Below are 22,654 nucleotides of genomic sequence, written 5' to 3'. Positions count from 1 at the left end.
CTGAGCGCGATTCATCCCATCGTCAGACTCGCGCTCGCGCAGACCATTCTTCAGATCCCTCCCCGATCCTTCACCCCGCCTCCCGCGCCTTCCTCTGCGTCCGAGCGCCAAATCTGACGTTTCGACGCCACACTTTTTTGAAAACTTCGGGCATCGAAGTTCCGGTTGGCGTCAAATCCTGGCATTCTGCTGCGTCGCGTCATCGGCACGTCATATGAAGCGTTGAGGCCCTCTGTGGCGTACCGTTCGCCGCATGCCGCATTGCGTCGGAACCGCCCGCGCCGGTCCCCTCGAAGCGCCTATCAAGCCGATATCCGACCAAACTAATCAGACCGATATATCTGCAATAAGCCACGATATTTTTGTTCATAGAAATGATCCGCAAAGATACTCCCGCCCAGATTGACTCGACGGTCGGACGGATAACAACAACGATTCGCGCGAGCGCCCCCTTTCGCACAGCCACACCCTTTTGACGAAGATTGGAGAATCCATGAACACAAGCCTCAGCAGCGCGCTGAAGACCACACTCAAGGCCACTGCATGCGCCGCCGTGCTGGCGAGCGGATCGTCGGCGTTCGCGCAATCGAGCGTGCAGCTCTACGGACAGGTCGACGAATGGGTCGGCTCGCAGAAGTTTCCGGGCGGCAAGACCGCGGTGGTGGTGTCGGGCGGAGGCATGTCGACGTCGTACTGGGGCTTCAAGGGGGCCGAGGATCTGGGCAACGGCTACAAGGCGATCTTCACGATCGAAGGTTTCTTCCGTGCGCAGACCGGCGAGTACGGCCGCTTCACCGGCGACACCACGTTCTCGCGTAACGCATACGTCGGCATCGAATCGCCGTACGGCACGGTGACCGCCGGCCGCCTAACCACGCCGCTGTTCGTGTCGACGATCCTGTTCAACCCGTTCGTCGATTCCTACGTGTTCTCGCCGATGGTCTATCACGTGTACCTCGGCCTCGGCACGTTCCCGACCTACTCGACCGACCAGGGCGTGACCGGCGACTCGGGCTGGAATAACGCGGTGTCGTATGCGTCGCCGAACTTCAACGGTTTGTCGGCGACGGCGATGTACGCGCTCGGCAACACGACCCAGAACGGCGCGAAGAAGTGGAGCGGCCAGGTGCTGTACTTCCACGGCCCGTTCGCGGCGACCGCCGTGTACCAGTACGTGAACTTCAACAACGTACCGGGCGATCTCGGCAGCTTCGAGACATCGGGCGTGCCGGGTCTGCGCAGCCAGAGCGTCGCGCAGGCGGGCGTGTCGTACGACCTGAAGTTCGTGAAGCTGTACGGCCAGTACATGTACACGTACAACGACCAGCAGGTCACGAGCTGGCACGTGAACACCGGGCAAGGCGGCGTCACGGTGCCGTTCGGGCCGGGCTCGGTGATGGCGTCGTATGCGTATTCGCGTAACGGCGGCGGCTCGAACCAGACTCGCCAGACGGCGGCGGTCGGCTACGACTATCCGCTGTCCAAGCGCACGGACGTCTATGCCGCCTACCTGTATGACCACATCACGGGACAGTCGAGCGGCAATACGTACGGCGCGGGTTTGCGCGCGAAGTTCTGAGCGACGCCCGAGTCTCACGGCAAAGCCCGCGTTCTGCCCGGAACGCGGGCTTTGTCGCATCTGGGCGCGGTCGAATCCCAACTTTGCTGCCGACCATTTGATAAACCGGGCAAAATGGCGTCGATTGATTCCTGAAGCGAGCGACGGAGATGGACACCCTCGTCAGCATGAAAGTGTTTCGCCACGTGGTCGAAGCCGGCAGCTTCGTCGGCGCGGCGGAGAAAATGGAGATGTCGGCGGCGATGGCGAGCAAGCACGTCATGCATCTGGAGCAGCAGCTCGGCGCGCGGCTGCTGAACCGCACCACGCGCCGCGTTGCACCGACAGAGGCGGGCCGCGAATACTACGAGCGGCTGAGTCAGGCGCTGACGGAGCTCGACGAAGCCGGCCAGGCGGTCGGCGCGGCGAGCGTCGTGCCGCACGGGCGGCTGCGGGTTTCATCGCTGTCGGCGTTCGGCCTGAATCACGTGATGGCGGCGGTCGCGGACTATGCCGCGCAGTATCCGCAAGTCACCGTCGACATGACGCTGTCCGACCGCGTCGTCGAGCTGATCGACGAGGGCTTCGACGTCGCGATCCGCGCGTCGCCTGGCGGGCTCAAGTCGTCCTCCCTGATCGCGCGGCAGATCGCCACCGCGCACCTGGTGCTGTGCGCGTCGCCCGCCTATCTGCGCAAGCACGGCACGCCGAAGAGCGTCGCCGATCTCGCGCGCCACAACTATTTGCAGTACGCGGGCGTGTCGGCGCTCGAAGTCGCGACCGGCGACGCGGGCTCGCGCGTGCGTCTGTCGGGCAATCTGGTCGTCAATCAGCTGGAGGCGCAGCGCGTGGTCGTGCTGCACGGCGCGGGCATCGCGATGCTGGGCACCGAGGTGATCGGCAGCGATCTCGCCGAGGGGCGGCTCGTACCGCTGCTCGTCGACGACGTGCCGCCGCGCGAGCTGCCGATCCACGTGATCTACACGAGCCGGCGGCATCTGTCGGCCAAGGTGCGCTCGTTCGTCGATTTTCTGGTGGAGCGGTTCTCGAACCAATCGCTTTGGCCGTCGCTGGACGAGATCAAGGAGCTGGCGGTGCGGTAGCGGTCCATCGGCACACTGCCCCGAACCGCCCCGCACGGCGCGCCCCGCGTGCCGCCGCCGTCTTACCCCGTTTCTATATACTGACTGTCAACACCCGTCAGTTAAATGATCTGGGGGAGACATGACCGATCTGTCCACGCCGCAACGTGCCCACAGCCACGAGCTGCCCGCGGGCCGGCGTTTGCGCTTCGTCACCGCCGCCGCACTGTTCGACGGCCACGACGCGTCGATCAACATCATGCGGCGCATCCTGCAGGCGAGCGGCGTCGAGGTGATCCACCTCGGCCACAACCGCTCGGCCGCCGAAGTCGCGGCCGCCGCGCTCGACGAGGACGCCGACGGCGTCGCCGTGTCGAGCTACCAGGGCGGTCACAACGAATACTTCCGCTATCTCGTCGAGCTGCTGCGTGCGCGCGGCGGCGAGCGCATCAAGGTGTTCGGCGGCGGCGGCGGGGTGATCGTCCCCGAGGAAATCGCCGCGCTCGAACGCGACGGCGTCGAAAAAATCTATTCGCCGCACGACGGCCAGCGGCTCGGCCTGCAAGGCATGATCGACGACATGATCGCGCGCTGCGTAGAAGGCGCGCGAGCGGCCGAGGCAGCGCGGCCGGCGCCGGTGCACGAATGGCTCGCCGAGCTGGCCGCGCAGCCGTTATCGCGGCGCGGCGGTGCCGATGCGTTGCAAGCCGGCACGGCGCCCGGCTCGCAGCCCGCCGATGTCGCTACGCCAGTCTTCCGCCGCCTCGCGCAGTTGATCAGCGCCTTCGAAACGAACACCGTCGACGCGGCCGCGCGCGACCAGCTAGCGGCGCTCGCGCAGGCGGCGCGGGTTCCCGTGCTCGGCATCACCGGCACCGGCGGCGCGGGCAAGTCGTCGTTGACCGACGAGCTGATCCGCCGCCTCCGGCTCGAGCACGGCGACACGCTCAGGATCGCCGTGCTCGCGATCGATCCGTCGCGCCGCAAGTCCGGCGGCGCGCTGCTCGGCGACCGCATCCGCATGAACGCGATCGGCGATTGGGGCGGCGGCGCGCGTGTGTATATGCGCTCGATGGCGACGCGCGAGGCATCGAGCGAAATCTCCGACTCGCTGCCCGCCGCGCTGATGCTGTGCAAGGCCGCCGGCTTCGATCTGATCGTCGTCGAGACCTCGGGGATCGGTCAGGGCGACGCGGCGATCGTGCCGTTCGTCGACGAATCGCTGTACGTGATGACGCCGGAGTTCGGCGCCGCGAGCCAGCTCGAGAAGATCGACATGCTCGACTTCGCGAGCTTCGTCGCAATCAACAAGTTCGATCGCAAGGGTGCGCAGGATGCGCTGCGCGATGTCGCGAAGCAGGTGCAGCGCAACCGCGCGGACTTCGCGACACCGCCCGGCGCGATGCCGGTGTTCGGCACGATCGCGTCGCGTTTCAACGACGACGGCGTGACCGCGCTGTACCGGCACATCGCCGATGCGTTGCGCACACACGGCCTGCGCGAGGGCGGCGCGCGGCTCAGCGCGCCCGCCGGTCTGCGCTTTTCGAGCAACCTCCATGCGATCGTGCCGCCCGCGCGCGTGCGCTATCTGGCCGACATCGCGCTGACGGTGCGCGGCTATCGCACACGGGCCGACGCGCAGGCGCAAATTGCGCGCGAGCGCTGGCAGCTCGTCGAGGCGCGCCGCATGATCGGCGAGGCGGGCGGCGACGCGGCGTCGCTCGACGCGCTGATCGAGCAACGCGGCGCCGCGCTCGGCGAGCGCGAACACAAGCTGCTCGACGCGTGGCCGCAAACGGTGGCCGCCTATTCCGGCGATGAACACGTGGTGCGCATCCGCGAGCGCGAAATCCGCACCGCGCTGACGGTAACGACGCTGTCCGGCTCCGAAGTCCGCAAAGTCTCGCTGCCGAAATTCGTCGATCATGGCGAGATCCTGCGCTGGCTGATGCTCGACAATCTGCCCGGCTATTTCCCGTTTACCGCTGGCGTGTTTCCGTTTCGCCGCGAGAACGAAGACCCGACGCGCATGTTCGCGGGCGAGGGCGACCCGCAGCGCACCAATCGCCGCTTCAAGCTGCTGTCGGAAGGCATGCCGGCGCGGCGCCTATCCACTGCGTTCGACTCGGTGACGCTGTACGGAGAGGAGCCGAACGAGCGCCCGGACATCTACGGCAAGGTCGGCAATTCGGGCGTGTCGGTCGCGACGCTCGACGACATGAAGACGCTCTACGACGGCTTCGACCTGTGCTCGCCGGAAACGTCGGTGTCGATGACGATCAACGGCCCCGCGCCGACGATCCTCGCGATGTTCTTCAACGTCGCGATCGATCAGCAGATCGCGCTGCGCGAGCAACAGCAAGGCCGCCCGCTGACCGAAGCCGAACTGGCCGCCACGCGCCGCGCCGCGCTGGAAAACGTGCGCGGCACCGTGCAGGCCGACATCCTGAAGGAAGACCAGGGGCAGAACACCTGCATCTTCTCGACCGAATTCAGCCTGAAGGTAATGGGCGACATCCAGGCGTATTTCGTCGAGCACGGCGTGCGCAATTTCTATTCGGTGTCGATCTCCGGCTATCACATTGCCGAGGCTGGCGCGAACCCGATCTCGCAGCTCGCGTACACGCTCGCGAACGGCTTCACGTACGTCGAGGCGTATCTCGCGCGCGGCATGTCGATCGCCGACTTCGCGCCGAATCTGTCGTTCTTCTTCTCGAATGGCATGGACCCGGAGTACACGGTGCTCGGCCGCGTCGCGCGACGCATCTGGGCGATCGCGATGCGCGAGCGCTATGGCGCGAACGAGCGCAGCCAGAAGCTCAAGTATCACGTGCAGACCTCGGGCCGCAGCCTGCACGCGCAGGAGATCGATTTCAACGATATCCGCACCACGCTGCAGGCGCTGATCGCGATCTACGACAACTGCAACTCGCTTCACACCAATGCGTTCGATGAAGCAATCACGACGCCGACCGAGGAATCGGTGCGCCGCGCGGTCGCGATCCAGCTCATCATCAATCGCGAATGGGGGCTCGCGAAGAACCAGAATCCGAATCAGGGCAGCTTCGTGATCGACGAGCTGACCGATCTGGTCGAGGAAGCGGTGCTCGCCGAGTTCGAGCGGCTCACCGAGCGCGGCGGCGTGCTTGGCGCAATGGAAACCGGCTATCAGCGCGGACGCATCCAGGACGAGTCGATGCTGTACGAGCATCGCAAGCATGACGGCTCGTATCCGATCGTCGGCGTGAACACGTTTCTGAGCGCGCATCCGCACGAAGCGCCGCGACCGCTCGTGCTGGCGCGCTCCACCGACGCGGAAAAGCAGAGTCAGTTGCGGCGGCTGCGCGAGTTCCAGACGCGCCACCGCGACGCCGCGCCCGCGGCGCTCGAACGCCTGAAGCGCGCGGTGATCGACGACGACAACGTATTCGCGGTGCTGATGGACGTGGTGCGCGTGTGTTCACTCGGGCAAATCACGCACGCGCTGTTCGAAGTGGGCGGGCAGTATCGGCGCAACATGTAGAGCGCCCGGGGCGGGGCGGCCCGCCCCGTTCGATGCCTCAGCGTGCGATGCCCAGACGCGCCTTCGCGTCGTCGTATTCCCTCTTCAGGCGCTGCACGAGTTCGGCGACGTCCGGCACGTCGTCCATCAGGCCGACGCCCTGGCCCGCACCCCAGATATCCTTCCACGCTTTCGCCTTGTCGCTGCCGAAGTTCATCTTGGTCTTGTCCGATTCGGGCAGCGCGTCTGGGTCGAGTCCCGCGTTCAGAATGCTCTCGCGGATGTAGTTGCCGTGCACGCCGGTGAACAGGTTCGTGTAGATGATGTCCGCGGACTTCGAGTTGATGATCGCCTGCTTGTAGGCGTCGACCGCGTGCGCTTCTTTCGTCGCGATGAAGCGTGTGCCCATGTACGCGAGGTCCGCGCCCATCGCCTGCGCGGCGAGGATCGAGCCGCCGTTTGCGATCGAGCCCGACAGCACGATCGGGCCGTCGAAAATGCGCCGCACCTCGCCGACCAGCGCGAACGGCGAGGTGGTGCCCGCGTGGCCGCCCGCGCCCGACGCGACGAGGATCAGCCCGTCGACGCCGGCCTCCAGCGCCTTCTGCGCGTGACGCAGATTGATCACGTCGTGCAGCACGATGCCGCCATAGCTATGCACTGCATCGATGATTTCCCGCGCCGGCGCGCGCAGGCTCGTGATGAAAATCGGCACCTTGTGCTCGACGCACACGCGCACGTCATGTTCGAGCCGCGTATTCGACTGATGGACGATCTGATTGACCGCGATCGGCCCGATGACTGCATCCGGATTCGCGGCCTTGTGCCCGGCCAGTTGCGCCTGGATCTGCGTGAGCCACTCGTCGAGCAGCTCGGCCGGGCGCGCGTTGAGGGCCGGGAACGAGCCGACGATACCGGCCTTGCACTGCGCCAGCACGAGTTCGGGATAGCTGACGATGAACATCGGCGAAGCGACGACGGGCAGTGCGAGGTTTTGCAGAACGGCAGGCAGTGCCATGGTGCGAATCTCCAAAATGGGCCAACCGGAGCGGCGTACGTCCGGTGTTTGATGAGTTTAGCGGCACACGGCTTGCGGAACGCCGCAGCCGCTCCGAAATTTAAGAACGGTCGTTCGATTGTATGCGAAGCGCGCGACCCGCGCTCGGCAAGCCCGGTTGGACCGGTTCGAAGGAGTATTCAGGTTCCATGCTTGCGTGGGTTATCCCACCGCGCACGGACCTCCCGGCCTTCTACAATGCACGGACCCCAAACGACCAACGAGACGTCATGGCCTTCGAGAATTTCACGCCCTTTCGCGTCGCCGTGGGCGATGTCGATATTTTCGGAGTGAAGGGCGGCGCCGGACCGCCTCTGCTGCTGCTGCACGGCCATCCGCAATCGCATCTGATCTGGGAGCGCTGCGCCGCGCCTCTTGCGCGGCACTTCACGGTGATCGCGACCGATCTGCGCGGCTACGGAGCATCAGGCAAACCGCCGAGCGATGCGGCGCACACGCCGTATTCCAAACGCGTAATGGCCGCCGACCAGGTCGCGGTGATGCGCCATTTCGGCTTCGAGCGTTTCCTCGTCTGCGCCCACGATCGCGGCGCGCGCGTGGCGCACCGGATGGCGCTCGATCATGCCGATGCGGTCGAGCGTCTGATGCTGCTCGACATCGCGCCGACGCTCGCGATGTACGAAGCCACCGACCGCACGTTCGCGACGCATTACTTCCACTGGTTCTTCCTGATTCAGCCCGAACCGCTGCCCGAACCGCTGATCGGCGCGAATCCGGCCGCCTACGTCGACGCGGTGATGGGCGGGCGTCACGCGGGCCTCGCACCGTTCGACCCAGCCGCGCTCGACGCCTATCGTGCGGCGCTCGCGCAACCCGGCGCCGTGCATGCGATGTGCGAGGACTACCGCGCGTCGGCCAGCATCGACCTCGAGCACGACCGCGCGGATATCGAGCGCGGCAACAAGATCGGCTGTCCGCTGCGCGTGCTGTGGGGCGACAAGGGCGTGATCGAAAAATGCTTCGATCCGCTCGCCGAATGGCGTCACGTCGCGCGCGACGCGAGCGGCCGCGCGCTGTCGTGCGGGCACTATCTGCCCGAGGAAGCGCCGGACGAACTGGTCGCCGAGATGCTGTCGTTCTTCGAAGCGGTCGAACCGTAGGCGACGGGCCGCCTTGCGCGGCCTTCGTTTGACCTCCCCTAGCCGAGCGGCGGCAGCCGCCGCGCGACCGGCGTCGACTTGACGATCGCGGTGCTGGTCTCCGCGCGCTCAGTCACTTTCGACAGGATCTCGTCGAGCTGCTCGATGGAATGCAGATACAGGCGGCAAATGAAGCAATCGTCGCCGGTCACCTTGTCGCATTCGACGAACTCCGGGATGCGCCGGATCACCTCCTCCACCAGATGCAACTGACCCGGCAGTGGCTTCACGCGCACGATCGCCTGCAGCGTGAAACCGAGCGCGCGCGGATCGATCTGCACCGTGAAGCGCTCGATCACGCCCTGTGCTTCGAGTCGGCGCACGCGCTCGGCCGTGCTCGGCGCCGATAAGCCGACGACGCGCGCGAGTTCGCTGACCGGCTGGCGCGCGTCCTGCGCGAGCGCGGCGAGCAGCGCGCGGTCGGTGTCGTCGAGTGCGACCGGAGCGGTCGATGCAAGGCGTTTGCTCATGATGGCCTTCGTTTATGAGGTGAAGACGCGCTAACGCTTAAGTTTAGCCATGTATTCGCGCATGCGGGTTCATTACACTGTCAATCATGCAAGCATCAATCCGGAATCGAATCATGGCTTCGAACAAGGCTTCGGCAACGACCGCACGCGGTCCATCGGGCGACATCCGACGCGGCGCGGCGGAAATGAGCATCGCGATGCTGATGTCGGGCACGATCGGGTGGCTGGTCGTCTCGTCGCAGCAAAGTCCTTTCAACGTGGTGTTTTTCCGCTGCATCTTTGGCGGCGCGACGCTCGCACTCGTATGCGCCGTGCTCGGCGTGTTTCGCCGCGCGTTGTTCTCGTGGAAGATGCTCGGTCTCGCACTGCTCGGCGGCGCGGCGATCGTCGCGAACTGGGTATTGCTGTTCGCGGCGTATTCGCGTGCCTCGATTTCGATGGCCACGGCCGTCTACAACACGCAGCCGTTCATGCTGGTCGCGCTCGGCGCGCTGGTGTTTCGCGAGCGCATCAGCGCATCGACGCTCGCATGGCTCGTGGTCGCGTTCGTCGGACTCGTATTCGTCGTGAAGGTCGAGCCGGCGGTGCTCGCGGTGCCGGGGCAATATCTGGTCGGCGTCGCCTATGCGGTCAGCGCGGCGGCGATGTACGCGATGTCGTCGATCATCACGAAGCGGCTGAAGGGCACGCCCCCGCATCTGCTTGCGCTGATCCAGGTCTCGCTCGGCGTGCTGCTGCTCGCGCCGTTCGTGCGCTTCGACGCCTTGCCGTCAAGCGCCGCGCAGTGGCTCGATCTGGTCGTGCTCGGCGTCGTTCACACCGGGCTCATGTACGTGCTGCTGTATGGCGCGATCCAGAAGCTGCCGACGACGCTGACGGGCGCGCTGTCGTTCATCTATCCGGTCGTCGCGATCATCGTCGATCGGGTTGCGTTCGGACAGACGCTCGCGTGGATTCAGGTGCTCGGTACCGCGCTGATTCTGCTGGCGGCGGCGGGCGTCAACCTCGGGTGGCGGATCGTGCCACAGAGGAAGCGCTTATCGTCCACTTGATGTCGAACGGAGATTCGATTGGAAATTGCTACGGATTCCAGAGTATGAGCAGGCATTCGAGCGCCTAACATCGCCTGATGACACGACATGTATTCATTTGTAAAACGTGGTGTCAAAATTCTGTAGGGAAATCACCGATGCGTTGCGAAAACCCGCACGCGTATCATTGATCGCGACGCTGATCACGTCCACATACAGATGTTCCGCCGCTCGCTTCGTCGAGCGGCTTTCTTTTTGTATGTTCAACGCCGCGCGAGAACGCGCGTGCCGTCCATCTCGAGCGGTCCATCTTTCGCTGCCAATTCCCCGATCATTCCCTTCAGCAACGCGGGCCATTCGCCTCGCGGCTTCAGCATCGACGCGGCGGCGCGCATCACGGCCGCGTCATCGAGCATGCGCAGCAGCGTGTCGAAATCCATCTCGCGGACTTCGAGCAGCTTGAACACGATCAGCACTTTCAGCGCGTTCCTTGCGTTGCGCGCGGGGTCGGCGCGCAACCAGGCGACGCGCGACATCGCGCGTTCGAGCGCCGCTTCGACCTGCGTGAACGGCGCGCCGTGGCCGGGGATGACGACGCGCACGTCGAGCGTCGCGATCATGTCGAGCACGGCCTGCTGCTCGGCGAAGCCGCTTTCGCCTTCGAGTTCGGGGAAGATCACGCCGAAGCCGTTTTCCCACAGCGCGTCCGCGCTGATCAGCAAGCGTTCGTCCGCGCAATAGAGCATCAGCGAATGCGGATCATGGCCGGGCGCGCCGAGTACCTGCCAGTCGAGCGCGCCTAGCCGCAAGTGCGCGCCCGGCGCGAGCGTGCCGGTGAAGCCGAAGCGCTCGCAGGTTTGAGCCGTCGCGCGAAACGTGAGGCGCGTTTCGTCCCAGTCGCGCACGGCATCGGCTTCGGAGTCCGGAATGAGGGTGCGGCACGGCCATGCGGCCTGCAACTGCGCGTTGCCGCCGCAATGATCCGAATGCAGATGCGTGTTGATGATCAGATCGAGCGGCCGCGTGTGCAAGGCGTTGCGTACCAGTGCGACCGTTTGCGATGCGTGCGTCGCATAACCGGTGTCGACGAGCGCGGCGCATGTGTCGTCGACGAGCAGCACGTTGTTCGATGACAGCCAGCCGCGCTCAAAAACCCGGATCGATGCGGGCAGCGCGATCATGGCGCGGCCGTTTTCGCTTGCGCCTGCGCGACCGCGCCGGGTTTCGGCATGACGAGGATCGTCGATGTGCCGGTCAACATCAACTCGCCGCGCTGATTGACCACCGATCCTTCGAGATAGGTCAGATCGCCATTCAGACTCGGTTTCCAATGAGCATCGCGCACGCGCCACGTGATCGTCAGCGTGTCGTGCGCCTGTACGGCCCGCTTGAGCTTGATGTCGAATTCGAGGCCGAGCGGCTGCGCGTAAGTCGAGAAATGCGTCGCGAGCAGGGCCATGAAATGCGCGGTCGGTTGCGTGCCCGACGCGATCAGCCCGCCGAAGCGGCTTTGTGCGGCATACGCCTCGTCATGATGCAGCGGGTTCAGGTCGTTGACGAGCGTCGCGAACCTCTTGATCGAATCCACCGACAACTCGAGCGTCGAGTGGAACGTCTCACCGGGCGTCACGATGCGCGGCGCGGCGTTCATCGCTGCGCCTTCGTCTTCGATGCTGGGTGCGTCGCCATCGACTCCGCGTGACGCGCTTCGATGGCGTCCCACACCGTGCGTTTCGCGGCGTCGTCGAACGTCGACCAGCCGGCGATTTCGTCGATCGTGCGCAGGCATCCTTCGCACCAGCCCGTCGTCGCGTCCATCCGGCATACGCTGATGCACGGTGACGGCACGCAACCGTCGTCGTTCCTGTCTGCGTGGTCGTTGCCGCTCGCCATCGTGTTCAGGCCGGCTCGCGCAACGCGACATCGACGACCGGTGCGCCCGTCAGCGCGATCAGTTCCTGCGCGGTCAGATTGAACACTGCGTGCGGATGACCAGCGGCGGCCCACAGACTCTGCAGTTCGAGCAGGTCGGCATCGATCAGCGTGAGCGGCTCGGTGGCATGTCCGACGGGGCACACGCCACCAATCGCATAGCCAGTTTTTTCGCGCACGAACTTCGCGTCCGCGCGGCCGATCTCGCCGACCTGCGCGGCCACTTTCTTTTCATCGACGCGATTCGCGCCGCTCGCGATCACCAGCACCGGCGCGTCGTCCTCGCGGCGCCGGAACAGGATCGACTTCGCGATCTGCGCGACCGAGCAGCCGAGTCCGGCGGCCGCTTCGGCGGAAGTCTTGCCGGTCTCCGGCAGCATCACGATTCGTCCCGCGTGACCGCGTTCGCGCAGCAGCAGCGCGACGCGGCGTGCCGAGTCGGGCAGCGCGGCGAGGTCGTCGGAGTCGAAGGACGCGAGGTTGGTCATTGTCTGTGATCCTGAATGAAGATGGATGGAGCGCTCATGCGCAGGTATTCGCTTCGCTGCGCGCCTTCGCGAGCAGCGCCTTGCCGGCGCGCGACACGTTGGGCCGGCCGATCGCGCCCGAAATGAAGTCGCCGATTTCGACCACTTGCGCGAGATCGATGCCGGTCTCGATGCCGAGGCCGTTCATCAGATACAGCACGTCTTCGGTCGCGACGTTGCCGGTTGCGCCTTTCGCATACGGGCAGCCGCCGAGCCCCGCGACCGACGCATGAAAAATCTCGATGCCTTCGAGCAGCGCCGCGTAGATGTTCGCCAGCGCCTGGCCGTAGGTATCGTGGAAGTGTCCCGACAGATGCTCGCGCGGAAACACCTCGGCCACCGCCTCGAACACTTCGCGGGTGCGCTTCGGCGTGCCGACGCCGATCGTGTCGGCGATATCGATCTCGTCGCAGCCGAGCGCCGCGAAGCGCTTCACGACGTCGACGACCGACGCGACCGGCACCTCGCCCTGGTACGGGCAGCCGAGCGCGCACGAGACGCTGCCGCGAATCCGCAGCTTATGCTCTTTCGCCGCTGCGGCAACCGGCGCAAAGCGCTCGATGCTCTGCGCGATGCTGCAGTTGATGTTCTTCTGCGAGAACGCCTCGCTCGCCGCGCCGAAGATCACGATCTCGTCGGCGCGCGCGGCGAGCGCGCCTTCGAAGCCGCGCAGGTTCGGCGTCAGCACCGAGTAGAGGGTGTCCGCGCGGCGCTCGATGGCGGCCATCACGTCGGCGCCGTCGGCCATCTGCGGCACCCATTTCGGCGAGACGAACGAGGCCGCTTCGACATTGCGAAAGCCGGCCGCCGACAGACGGTTGATCAGCTCGATCTTGGTCGCGGTCGGCACGAATTCCTTCTCGTTCTGCAGTCCGTCGCGCGGACCGACTTCGACGATCTTCACTTGTTTCGGTAAGGCCATGATGTGTCTCCGATCCCATGCGGTTTATCGCTGTCCCATCGAGGATGGGGGCTGCCGCGTGGCTGCTATTCAATGCGGCCCGCGCGCCAACGAGGCGCGCGAGCGCGGGTTTCACTCAGTAGCCGCGTTCCAGTTGGACCGCGCCGCTCACTTGCTCGCCGCGCATCAACGCTTCTATCTTGGCCGCGACCTGCGCGACGCTATCCTCGCGCAACGTCAGCGCCGACGTATGCGGCGTGATCGTGATGCGCGGCTCGCGCCAGAACGGATGATCGGTGGGCAGCGGTTCAGTGCGGAACACGTCGAGCGTCGCGGCGGCGAGCTGGCCGCTCGCGAGCGCGGCGAGCAGATCCGCTTCGACCAGATGCGCCCCGCGCGCGACGTTGATCAGATAGGCGCCGCGCGCGAGCTTCGCGAAGACTCGCGCATTCAGCATGCTTTCCGTGTCGGGCGTATGCGGCAGCAGATTGACGAGCACTTTCACGCCGTCGAGAAACCGGTCGAACTGCGCGTCGCCGGCGAACGTCACGATGCCGTCGATCTGCTTTGCGCCGCGGCTGTGGCCGCGCACCGGCAAGCCGAACGAAGCGAGCGTTCGCACGACCTGCGTGCCGAGTACGCCGAGTCCGAGCACGCCCACCGTGAACGTCGCGCGTGGATGCGGTTCGAGCGCTTTCCAGCGGCGCTCGCCTTGCAGCATCTGATATTCGTCGAAGCGACGCAGATAGCGCAGCACCGCGTGCGTCACGTACTCGGTCATTTGCGCGCCCATGCCGGTATCTTCGAGGCGAATCAACGGCACCCCGGGCGGCAGCGTGCCCGGATGCGCGCGTTCGAGCGCGAGAATCGCATCGACGCCCGCGCCGAGATTGAAGATCGCGCGCAGCGTAGTGCGGCCGGCCAGCATCTCGCGCGGCGGGCGCCAGACCACCGCGAAATCGGCCGGCGCGGTGTCGCCGGGTTGCCATTCGCGCAGCTCGGCCGCGGGCAGCGCGCGCGCGAAGTCGTGCAGCCATGCGGCGGCTTCGGTGTGCGGTGCGTAGAACAGGATTTTCATGCGGTCCGGAATGCGTCGGCGTTGATGTGAGCATGCGGGCAGTGGACCCGGACCGCGCCACGGCAACGGCGCGACGCGTGCGGCGGCGGGTCTCCTCCCGTTATGAATAGGCTTCATTCTACGTTTTCGGCGCCGATCGCGCGCATACCTTCGCAGTTCTTCGTTTGACCCATAACCAAAGCATGAAAACTTGGTTCATCGAAGCGCAACGCAGCGGCACAATGATCGCCCGGATTCCGTTCGCAACGAGGCACGCACATGCTTTCATGCACCCGATCGAGCTGGCCGCCAAGGCTCGTCACCGTTCCCGGTCTGCACGGCAGTGAAGGCGCGCATTGGCAAACCTGGCTGGAGCGGCAGTTCGCGCGCTCGCTGCGCGTCGAGCAGGCCAACTGGGATGCGCCCGATCTCACGCTATGGGCGAAGTCGTTGCGCGATCTGCTCGCGCGCGAACGCGGCCCGTTCGTGCTGGCCGCGCATAGTTTCGGCTGCCTCGCGACCGCGCATGCGTTGCAGCAGGGCACGCTCGCGGGCGACGTGGTCGGCGTCCTGTTCGTCGCGCCCGCGAGTCCGCGCAAGTTCGCGTTCGCGGGACCATTCGATGCGCGGCGTCTGGGCGTGCCGTCCATCCTGATCGGCAGCGAAACCGATCCGTGGATGACACTCGGCGAGGCGCGCGATCTCGCGCAGCGCTTCGGCAGCGCGTTCGTCAATCTTGGCGACGCGGGACACATCAACACGGCGGCGGGGTTTGGGCCGTGGCCGCGTGCGAAGTACTTCGTCGATACGCTCGTGCATTGTGCGGCGCCGCTGCGCTTTCGCGAAGAGGCGAGCGAAACCGCGCAGCATGCGCTCGTGTGAGCGCATGGCGGCGCCGGACGCAAGGTAAGCAATCCGTTAGAATCCCGCTTCACGCCGCGCAGGGCGGCGGCAGCTTTTTTCATCGAGAGGCGGGGACACAATGAAGGGCAACACGGGGACATCGCGCTGGCTTGCGGCTGGCATCACGGCTATCACTCTGGCGTTCGGCGGCGGCTCGACGGCGTATGCGGATACGTCGCTGCTGAACGTGTCGTACGACGTGACGCGCGAACTCTACAAGGACATCAACGCGAGCTTCATCGCGGCATACCAGCAGAAGAGTGGTGAGACGGTGTCGGTGCGGCAGTCGCATGGCGCGTCGAGCGCGCAGGCGCTGTCGGTGCTGCAGGGTTTGCAAGCCGACGTGGTAACGATGAACCAGCCGAACGACATCGACCTGCTCGCCGAAAAGGGCCACCTGGTGCCTGCGAACTGGCGCGCTCGTCTGCCGGACGACAGCGCACCGTACACGACGACGATGGTGTTCCTCGTGCGCAAGGGCAACCCGAAGCACATCAAGGACTGGGACGACCTCGCGAAGCCCGGCATCCAGGCGGTGATCGCGAATCCGAAGACTTCGGGCAACGGCCGCTATACGTATCTCGCCGCGTGGGGGTATCGCAAGCAGCACGGCGGCACTGATGCACAGGCGCTCGATTTCGTGAAGGCGATCTTCCGCAACGTGCCGGTGCTCGACACGGGCGGCCGCGGCGCGACGACGACGTTTACGCAGCGCGGCATCGGCGATGTGCTCGTCACGTTCGAGAACGAAGTGTCGCTGATCGACACGGGTGTCGGCGCGGGCAGCTATGAAGCGGTGTATCCATCGGTGAGTCTGCTCGCGGCGCCGCCGGTGTCGATCGTCGACAAGGTCGTCGACAAGCGTGGCACGCGCAAGCAAGCGCAGGCATATCTCGACTATCTGTGGTCGCCGGCCGCGCAGGAGATCATCGCGCAGCATCATCTGCGTCCGCGCGACAAGAACGTGCTCGCGAAGCATGCGGCCGAGTTCAAGCCGATCAAGACGTTTACTGTCGAGGAGATGTTCGGTAGCTGGCAGAAGGCGCAAGACACGCACTTCTCCGATGGGGGGACGTTCGATCAGATTATCGTGGACCGGAAGTAAGCACCGGGTTTTGCGCCCAAAGAAGGCTGCTTCGCAAAACGAAGCAGCCTTTTTTATTCGCACACGCTTAGCGCATGCGACGAGGCGGTCCAGCGGCTCAGCGACTCAATTTGCCGAGCCATGTCCCCCATGCCCGCACCCATCCTCGCATCCACGCGTCTCAACCGGCATTTGCTGCGCGGCTTCAGCGCGAATGCCCAGACGCGCGAGCAGCTTGCGGTCCGCTTCCGCCTGCGGGTTGCTCGTGGTCAGCAACTGGTCGCCATAGAAAATCGAATTCGCGCCGGCGAGGAAGCACAGCGCCTGCAATGCCTCGTCCATCTGTTCGCGGCCGGCCGATAGACGCACCATCGCGCGCGGCATCGTGATGCGCGCAATCGCAATTGTGCGCACGAATTCGAACGGGTCGATCGCTTCGGTACCGGTCAGCGGCGTGCCCTGCACCTGCACCAGATTGTTGATCGGCACCGATTCCGGATACGGCTCCATGTTCGCGAGCTGCGCGATCAGCCCCGCGCGTTCGCGGCGCGATTCGCCCATCCCGACGATGCCGCCGCAGCACACGTTGATGCCCGCATCGCGCACGCGCTCGAGCGTATCGAGACGGTCCTGATACGTGCGAGTCGAAATGATCTGCCCGTAGAACTCCGGCGACGTATCGAGGTTGTGGTTGTAGTAATCGAGGCCCGCGTAGGCGAGCGCCTTCGCCTGGTGATCTTCGAGCATGCCGAGCGTCACGCAGGTTTCGAGGCCCATTGCCTTCACGCCGCGGATCATGTCCTTGATCGGCTCCAGATGGCGGTCCTTCGGATTGCGCCACGCGGCGCCCATGCAGAAGCGCGTCGCGCCGTTCCGTTTTGCGACCTGCGCGGCAGCGAGCACGTCGTCGACGGCCATCAGCTTGTCCGCTGCGAGGCCCGTATCGTGATGCACCGACTGCGGACAGTACGCGCAATCCTCTTCGCAGCCGCCGGTCTTGATCGACAGCAGCGTCGACAGTTGCACCGCGTTCGCGTCGAAATGCTCGCGATGGGTTTGCTGCGCGCGAAACAGCAGATCGTTGAACGGCAGCTCGTAGAGCGCGACGATATCGGCGACGCGCCAGCGCGCGAGCGGCTTCGTCTCCGGGGCGGCAGTAGACGCAGTGCTGTTGGCGGCGCTCGCTTCGGCGGTGCCCGCTGCGATGTTCGGTTGTGTCATGGGATCGATCCTCTTGTATGGATGAAATCGGGTTCGGCGCTGCAGCGCAGCGCTATGCCGCGCGCAATTGGCGCAGTGTTTGCAGAAGCCGTCGAATGTCGAGCCGTTCGGCAGAACGCTCCGGCGACGGCGGGCTGATATGCGGCACGATGCCGAGCAACGGCGCGTCGTACGCTTGCGCGAGACGCGCGCGAATCGACGCGATGTTTTCGTCGGGGAATGTCATGCCCGGATCGATGCGATTCGCGACCCAGCCCGCGAGCGTGAGACCGCGCGCGGCGATCGCTTCGGCAGTCAGCAGCGCGTGGCTGATGCAGCCGAGTCGCATGCCGACCACCAGCACGACCGGCAGCTTCAGCGCGACGGCGAGATCGGCGGTGTCCTGCGTTGCGGTCAAGGGCACGCGAAAACCGCCGACACCTTCGACCACGACAACGTCGGCCAGCTTCAGCGCCTGGCCGTGGCACGCCACGATGTGCTCGAGATCGAACGAGACGTTTTCCAGCGCGGCCGCGATGTGCGGCGCAGCCGCTTCCTTCAGCAGATACGGAGTGCGCATGGCGGGCGGCAGCAGCACGCTCGACGCGGCATCGAGCTGATCCGCGTCTTCGTTGTGCAGCACGCCGTTCACTGCGAAAGCGCCCGCCGCGATCGGCTTCATCGCGGCTGCTTGCAGGCCTTCGCGCACGAAGCCGCGCAATAGCGCCGACGACACGAACGTCTTGCCGATTTCCGTATCGGTGCCGGTGACGAACAGCGACAGCGCACCGTCATCGTTAGCCATTGTGCTCATGCTGCGCGCGCTCCGATCTGTTGCAGGCCGGCTTCGAGCCGGTCGAGATCCGCATCCGAGTGAGCGGCCGACAGCGAAATGCGCAGGCGCGACGTGCCGGTCGGCACGGTCGGCGGCCGGATTGCGGGCACCCACAGCCCCGCGCGATCGAGCGAAGCGGCGACGTCGAGCGTCGCATCGTTCGCGCCGATGATGAGCGGTTGCACGGCCGTGTGCGAATCGACGGGCAGCCACGGTGTCGCTTTCAGCATCGCACGCGTGCGTTCGATCAGATGCCGAAGATGTGCGCGGCGCGCATCGCCTTCCTCGCCACCAATGATGCGCAGGCTCGCCGACACCGCATGCGCGGCCGCCGGCACCGACGCGGTCGTGAAGATGTACGGACGCGCGCGCTGCACGAGCCATTCGATCACGGTGGCATGCGCGACGACGAAGGCGCCCGACACGCCAGCCGCCTTGCCGAGCGTGCCGATCGAGACCAGCTGCGGCGAGCGCAGCGCGGCTTGGGCGATCGCGCCGCGGCCCTGCGGGCCGAGCACGCCGAAGCCGTGCGCATCGTCGACGATCAGCCATGCGCCGTGCCGCTGCGCGAGTTCGAGAAGACGCGGCAGCGGCGCGACGTCGCCGTCCATGCTGAACACCGTGTCGGAGACGATCATCTTGACGTCCGCCTCCGACGCATCGAGCATCGCGCTCAATGCGTCCATGTCGCAGTGCGGATAGATCTGCACATCGGCACGTGAGAGCCGCGCGCCGTCGATCAGCGATGCGTGATTGAGCGCGTCGGAGAACAGCGTCGTGCCGCGGCCCGCGAGTGCGGTGAGCGTCGCGAGATTCGCCATATAGCCAGTGCTGAAATACAACGCGCGTGCATCGTCGACGAAGCCGCCGGCAAATTCAGCGAGATCGTCTTCGAGCTGCGCATGCGCGCGCGAATGGCCGCCGAGCAGATGCGAGCCGCCGCTACCCGCGCCATACAGGCGCGCGCCCTCGGCTATCGCGTCGATCAGTTGCGGATGCGCGGCGAGGCCCAGATAGTCGTTGCTCGCGAAGCCGATGATGTCGCGGCCGTCGACCTTCATGTGCGCGGCGCACGGCGTCTCCGCAGTGCGACGGCGGCGGCGCAGGCCGCGCGCGTCGAGTTCCTCGAGGCCTTCGGCGAGAGTGTCGAGCAGATGCATCAGCGGGCCTCCGCGAGGGTGGCGTCGAAGGTGTCGCGGGTGCGCTCGGCGAGCAGCGCGAGTTCTTCGTCATCGAGGATGTAGGGAGGCATCAGGTACACGGTAGTGCCGATCGGGCGCAGCAAAAGCTCGCGCTTCAGGGCGTTTTCGAAGAAGCGGCGCGAGAATGTTCTGGCTTGCTGAGGATCGTCGATCACCGCGTCGAAGGCGAAGATCGTGCCGCACCGACGCAGATTGCGCACTTGTGCGTGTTCCGCGAGCGGCGCGAGCGCGGCCTCGAGTGTCGCCGATTTGCGGGCGTTGGCGGCGAGCACGTCGTCGCTCGCGAACAGATCGAGCGTCGCGAGCGCCGCGCGGCATGCGAGCGGATTGCCGGTGTATGAGTGCGAATGCAGGAAGCCGCGTGCGGTGTCGTCGTGATAGAAGTCCGCGAAGACTTCGTCGCGCGACAACACTATCGATAGCGGTAGATAACCGCCGCTGATGCCTTTCGACAGACACAGGAAGTCAGGCCACACGCTGGCCTGTTCGGACGCGAAGAACGTGCCGGTGCGCCCGCAGCCGACCGCGATTTCGTCGGCGATCAGGTGCACGCCGTACCGGTCGCACAATGCGCGCAATCCCGCGACGTATGACGCGTCGTGCATCGCCATGCCGGCCGCGCATTGCACGAGCGGCTCGACGATCAGTGCGGCGATGCGGTTTGCCCGCGCATCGAAGAGCGCGCGTACATTGTCGAGCGCGCGGCGGGCGACGTCGGCAGCGGTCTCGCCCGCTTGCGCGAGCCGCGCATCGGGCGAGGCGACGACATGCGCGTGACGAATCAGCGGATCGTACGCGTCCTTGAACAGCGCGACGTCGGTCACCCCGAGTGCGCCGATCGTCTCGCCGTGGTAGCTGTTGCCAATGCAGACGAATTCCTGCTTGTCGGCGTAGCCCCGGTTGCGCCAGCTGTGAAAGCTCATCTTCAGCGCGATCTCGACGGCGGACGCGCCATCGGAGGCGAAGAACGCATGGCCGAGCGTGTTGCCGGTCAATGCGTGCAGACGCTCCGCGAGCTCGACGGCGGGCTCGTGCGTGCAGCCGGCGAGCATCGCGTGTTCGAGCGTATCGAGCTGATCCTTGAGCGCCGCGTTGATGCGCGGGTTCGCGTGACCGAACAGATTGACCCACCACGAGCTGATTGCATCGAGATAACGATGACCCGCGCGATCGTACAGCCACGCGCCTTGACCACGGGCGACGGGGATCAGGGGCAGACGTTCGTGGTGCTTCATCTGCGTGCACGGATGCCACACCGCGCGCAGACTGCGGGCGACCCAATCCTCAGGGGCGACCGGGGGAGCTGCAGGCTTTTCCAAAGAGGTACTCCGAGGTGTTTCTTTGCCACGCGTGCGCGACGGCGTTTTTGAAGCGAGGGGTCGAGATTAGCGTGTTATTTCGTCGCGCGCATTAGTGGCGAGACGGGCGTTTTTCCCGGTGCCAGCGACGTTTGGCGCCGTTCGATGCAGCTCCTTCGACTTCGGAATGGAAGATCGCTGATCGACGGAGATAGCGACGTCAAAGTAATGGGCCATTACTGGCGAGAATTTGAGGTGCCGAGGCGTTGTTGCAGACGCACGTTCACGCGCTCATGCGGCGCGAACAAAAAAACGCTGGCTTTTCGGCTCAGCGGGCACGTGAACGGTTTGGCGACCAATGCTCGCTCTGGGTATTGCGCATCAAGGAAGGAAGATTCGACGCCCAAGAAAAAGCCCGCCGATCCGGCGGGCTTGTGGCACATCAGAATCACGCGTGATTCGCGCCTTTATTCGTCATCACTCCCGGCTCGCAATCGCGCGCCGGCCATTGGCATCGGCACGATCCGCATCGGCCGTCTGCGAATTCTGGCTGCCCCACACGACCGCGTTATCGACCGCATACAGCCGGCACGGATCGGAACTTTGCTTCTGGCAATTTGCGATGGCCACCGCCATCGGATCGTCGCCGCCCTCGGCCCACGACCACGCGCCCGAATTCGACACCGCGAACGCCCGGCTCGGGTACTGATGCAGGAAGTTGCGATAGCCATTGCGGCCTTCGCTGTCGAGGTACGGTACCGCATCGACCGCGTCGAGCGAGGCGAAGTCGGTCGCCTTCGGCGCGCACGGATCGGCGACGTGGTACTGCACGGCCGTCGGCATACCGGCGCGCGCGAGGAACGCTTCGACGGCCGGCCACCACACGCGCACGCCGTCGCGGTCGCCGACCAGCCGATGCGCGTCGTTCTTGTAGTTGCCGAAGTCGACCATCTTCACGCTCGCGCCGTGCGCGCCATACGCGGCGTACATGCCCGCGACGAGCCGCGCGTTCCACACCGAATCGTTATCGCCGTACAACCACAGTGACGGCACGGTGGTCTTCTCGCCGTATGCGCCGAATGCGCGCGTCAGATTGCCTTGCCAGTCCTCGCAGGCGTCCTGACGCAGGCCGCCCGAGAAATTGATCAGCGCGCGCACGCCGGGCGCCGCTTCGGTGCCGTATGCGATCGTGGCGAGACCGCCATGCGAGGTGCCGGCCACCGCGATGTGCGTCGCGTCGACATAAGGTTGCTTCGACATGTAATCGATCGTCGCGGCGACGTCGCCGGCCTGGCCGAGGCCATTGCGCTCGACATCGCAGCCGTCCTGCTCGTACACGCCGTCGGATCGGCCAAAGCCCTGACGATTCGGCGCGACGACCACGTAGCCGCGGCGCACGAACTCGCGCGCGAACGGCAGCGGGTCGCTGCGTTCCTGCGTGCGTGGGTCGCCCGGGATCTTGCCGTGGTTGAACACGATCATGGGGAACGGGCCGGGACCCTCCGGCTTGTAGATCGTGGTTTCGAGGGTGACCGTGCCGGTGGCGTCAACCGGTACGCGGATGATCTTTTCGTTCAGGTGGGCAGTGGGCAGGTAGGCATCATCGTCGAGCGCAATACGCGGCACGCGGGCGCGCGACAGCGGTCCCTGGTTGTCGCTGAGCGGTGTCGCGTTCCGTGCTGAAAGAGACGAGTAGACGAGCGGGTCGGCGTGCGCGATCGTGACAGCGCACGTGGCCGCGGCGCAGAACGCCGCACACTTCGTCAGAACCTTGCTCAACACCATTGACGCACCTGCCTGAAAGACCTGTCCTTAACCCCGCGCTGTCTGGTTGCGAAAAACGCTGCTGACGTTC

20 protein-coding genes are annotated in these 22,654 nt (G+C 65.5%); 7 read left to right on the top strand and 13 right to left on the bottom strand.

The window, feature by feature from the left end; all coding sequences use genetic code 11:
* The first annotated feature begins 493 nt into the window (after nucleotides 1-493).
* The 3 genes from LJ655_RS08060 (at nucleotide 494) to icmF (ending at nucleotide 6,163) form a co-directional block, all read left to right on the top strand.
* A complete protein-coding gene (locus LJ655_RS08060) occupies nucleotides 494-1,579 on the top strand; it encodes a porin (RefSeq protein WP_230560731.1) in 1,086 nt (361 codons plus the stop codon).
* Nucleotides 1,580-1,728: 149 nt separating this feature from the next.
* Nucleotides 1,729-2,661, top strand: coding sequence for a LysR family transcriptional regulator (locus LJ655_RS08055; RefSeq protein ID WP_230560730.1), 933 nt, complete (start codon nucleotides 1,729-1,731; stop codon nucleotides 2,659-2,661).
* A gap of 121 nt (nucleotides 2,662-2,782) precedes the next feature.
* Nucleotides 2,783-6,163 (top strand): fused isobutyryl-CoA mutase/GTPase IcmF, encoded by a 3,381-nt coding sequence (gene icmF / locus LJ655_RS08050; RefSeq protein WP_230560729.1) that lies wholly within the window; start codon nucleotides 2,783-2,785, stop codon nucleotides 6,161-6,163.
* Nucleotides 6,164-6,200: 37 nt separating this feature from the next.
* On the opposite strand, the gene LJ655_RS08045 is transcribed toward icmF, so the two are convergent.
* Nucleotides 6,201-7,160 carry an NAD(P)H-dependent flavin oxidoreductase gene (locus LJ655_RS08045; protein WP_230560728.1) on the bottom strand — a complete coding sequence of 320 codons (960 nt, stop codon included), beginning with the start codon at nucleotides 7,158-7,160 and terminating at the stop codon, nucleotides 6,201-6,203.
* 269 nt (nucleotides 7,161-7,429) lie between these two features.
* On the opposite strand from LJ655_RS08045, the gene LJ655_RS08040 reads away from it, so the two are divergent.
* Nucleotides 7,430-8,320 carry an alpha/beta fold hydrolase gene (locus tag LJ655_RS08040; RefSeq protein WP_230560727.1) on the top strand — a complete coding sequence of 297 codons (891 nt, stop codon included), beginning with the start codon at nucleotides 7,430-7,432 and terminating at the stop codon, nucleotides 8,318-8,320.
* A 38-nt stretch (nucleotides 8,321-8,358) separates the two neighbouring features.
* On the opposite strand, the gene LJ655_RS08035 is transcribed toward LJ655_RS08040, so the two are convergent.
* Nucleotides 8,359-8,829 carry an Lrp/AsnC family transcriptional regulator gene (locus LJ655_RS08035; RefSeq protein ID WP_230560726.1) on the bottom strand — a complete coding sequence of 157 codons (471 nt, stop codon included), beginning with the start codon at nucleotides 8,827-8,829 and terminating at the stop codon, nucleotides 8,359-8,361.
* Nucleotides 8,830-8,942: 113 nt separating this feature from the next.
* Here LJ655_RS08035 and LJ655_RS08030 point away from each other — a divergent pair, with 113 nt between their 5' ends.
* Complete coding sequence (locus tag LJ655_RS08030; RefSeq protein WP_230560725.1) at nucleotides 8,943-9,881, top strand: DMT family transporter; 939 nt, start codon at nucleotides 8,943-8,945, stop codon at nucleotides 9,879-9,881.
* Between the two features lie 242 nt (nucleotides 9,882-10,123).
* Here the strand turns inward: LJ655_RS08030 and LJ655_RS08025 are convergent, their stop codons facing one another.
* The 6 genes from LJ655_RS08025 to LJ655_RS08000 form a co-directional block, all read right to left on the bottom strand.
* Nucleotides 10,124-11,041 carry an MBL fold metallo-hydrolase gene (locus tag LJ655_RS08025; RefSeq protein ID WP_230560724.1) on the bottom strand — a complete coding sequence of 306 codons (918 nt, stop codon included), beginning with the start codon at nucleotides 11,039-11,041 and terminating at the stop codon, nucleotides 10,124-10,126.
* A complete protein-coding gene (locus tag LJ655_RS08020) occupies nucleotides 11,038-11,511 on the bottom strand; it encodes a MaoC family dehydratase (protein WP_230560723.1) in 474 nt (157 codons plus the stop codon). Before LJ655_RS08020 ends, LJ655_RS08025 begins: the two co-directional genes overlap by 4 nt.
* A complete protein-coding gene (locus LJ655_RS08015; protein WP_230560722.1) occupies nucleotides 11,508-11,753 on the bottom strand; it encodes a DUF1289 domain-containing protein in 246 nt (81 codons plus the stop codon). The genes LJ655_RS08020 and LJ655_RS08015 overlap by 4 nt, the downstream gene beginning before the upstream one ends.
* A gap of 5 nt (nucleotides 11,754-11,758) precedes the next feature.
* On the bottom strand, nucleotides 11,759-12,280 hold the full coding sequence (locus tag LJ655_RS08010; RefSeq protein WP_230560721.1) for a YbaK/EbsC family protein: 522 nt from the start codon (nucleotides 12,278-12,280) through the stop codon (nucleotides 11,759-11,761).
* A 34-nt stretch (nucleotides 12,281-12,314) separates the two neighbouring features.
* Nucleotides 12,315-13,241, bottom strand: a complete 927-nt coding sequence (locus LJ655_RS08005; RefSeq protein ID WP_230560720.1) for a hydroxymethylglutaryl-CoA lyase — start codon at nucleotides 13,239-13,241, stop codon at nucleotides 12,315-12,317.
* 115 nt (nucleotides 13,242-13,356) lie between these two features.
* Nucleotides 13,357-14,298: a 2-hydroxyacid dehydrogenase gene (locus tag LJ655_RS08000; RefSeq protein ID WP_230560719.1), complete on the bottom strand. Its 942-nt coding sequence runs from the start codon at nucleotides 14,296-14,298 to the stop codon at nucleotides 13,357-13,359.
* A gap of 258 nt (nucleotides 14,299-14,556) precedes the next feature.
* Between LJ655_RS08000 and LJ655_RS07995 the strand changes: the two genes are divergently transcribed.
* Together LJ655_RS07995 and LJ655_RS07990 are read left to right on the top strand one after the other, a co-directional pair.
* Entirely contained in the window at nucleotides 14,557-15,159 is a 603-nt protein-coding gene (locus LJ655_RS07995) for an RBBP9/YdeN family alpha/beta hydrolase (RefSeq protein ID WP_230560718.1), read from the top strand.
* Between the two features lie 100 nt (nucleotides 15,160-15,259).
* On the top strand, nucleotides 15,260-16,285 hold the full coding sequence (locus tag LJ655_RS07990) for a sulfate ABC transporter substrate-binding protein (protein WP_230560717.1): 1,026 nt from the start codon (nucleotides 15,260-15,262) through the stop codon (nucleotides 16,283-16,285).
* Between the two features lie 105 nt (nucleotides 16,286-16,390).
* Here LJ655_RS07990 and bioB read toward each other — a convergent pair whose 3' ends face one another.
* The 5 genes from bioB to LJ655_RS07965 form a co-directional block, all read right to left on the bottom strand.
* A complete protein-coding gene (bioB, locus tag LJ655_RS07985) occupies nucleotides 16,391-17,485 on the bottom strand; it encodes a biotin synthase BioB (RefSeq protein ID WP_230560716.1) in 1,095 nt (364 codons plus the stop codon).
* 52 nt (nucleotides 17,486-17,537) lie between these two features.
* Nucleotides 17,538-18,278: a dethiobiotin synthase gene (gene bioD / locus LJ655_RS07980; RefSeq protein ID WP_230560715.1), complete on the bottom strand. Its 741-nt coding sequence runs from the start codon at nucleotides 18,276-18,278 to the stop codon at nucleotides 17,538-17,540.
* Nucleotides 18,275-19,459 carry an 8-amino-7-oxononanoate synthase gene (bioF, locus tag LJ655_RS07975; protein ID WP_230560714.1) on the bottom strand — a complete coding sequence of 395 codons (1,185 nt, stop codon included), beginning with the start codon at nucleotides 19,457-19,459 and terminating at the stop codon, nucleotides 18,275-18,277. Before bioF ends, bioD begins: the two co-directional genes overlap by 4 nt.
* Complete coding sequence (gene bioA / locus LJ655_RS07970) at nucleotides 19,459-20,820, bottom strand: adenosylmethionine--8-amino-7-oxononanoate transaminase (protein ID WP_230560713.1); 1,362 nt, start codon at nucleotides 20,818-20,820, stop codon at nucleotides 19,459-19,461. Before bioA ends, bioF begins: the two co-directional genes overlap by 1 nt.
* A gap of 456 nt (nucleotides 20,821-21,276) precedes the next feature.
* A complete protein-coding gene (locus tag LJ655_RS07965) occupies nucleotides 21,277-22,584 on the bottom strand; it encodes a dienelactone hydrolase family protein (protein WP_230560712.1) in 1,308 nt (435 codons plus the stop codon).
* Nucleotides 22,585-22,654: the final 70 nt, after the last annotated feature.

The sequence above is a fragment of the Paraburkholderia translucens genome, from assembly GCF_020881035.1.
Taxonomy (GTDB): Bacteria; Pseudomonadota; Gammaproteobacteria; order Burkholderiales; family Burkholderiaceae; genus Paraburkholderia; species Paraburkholderia translucens.
This window is presented reverse-complemented; position numbering and strand designations above follow the sequence as displayed.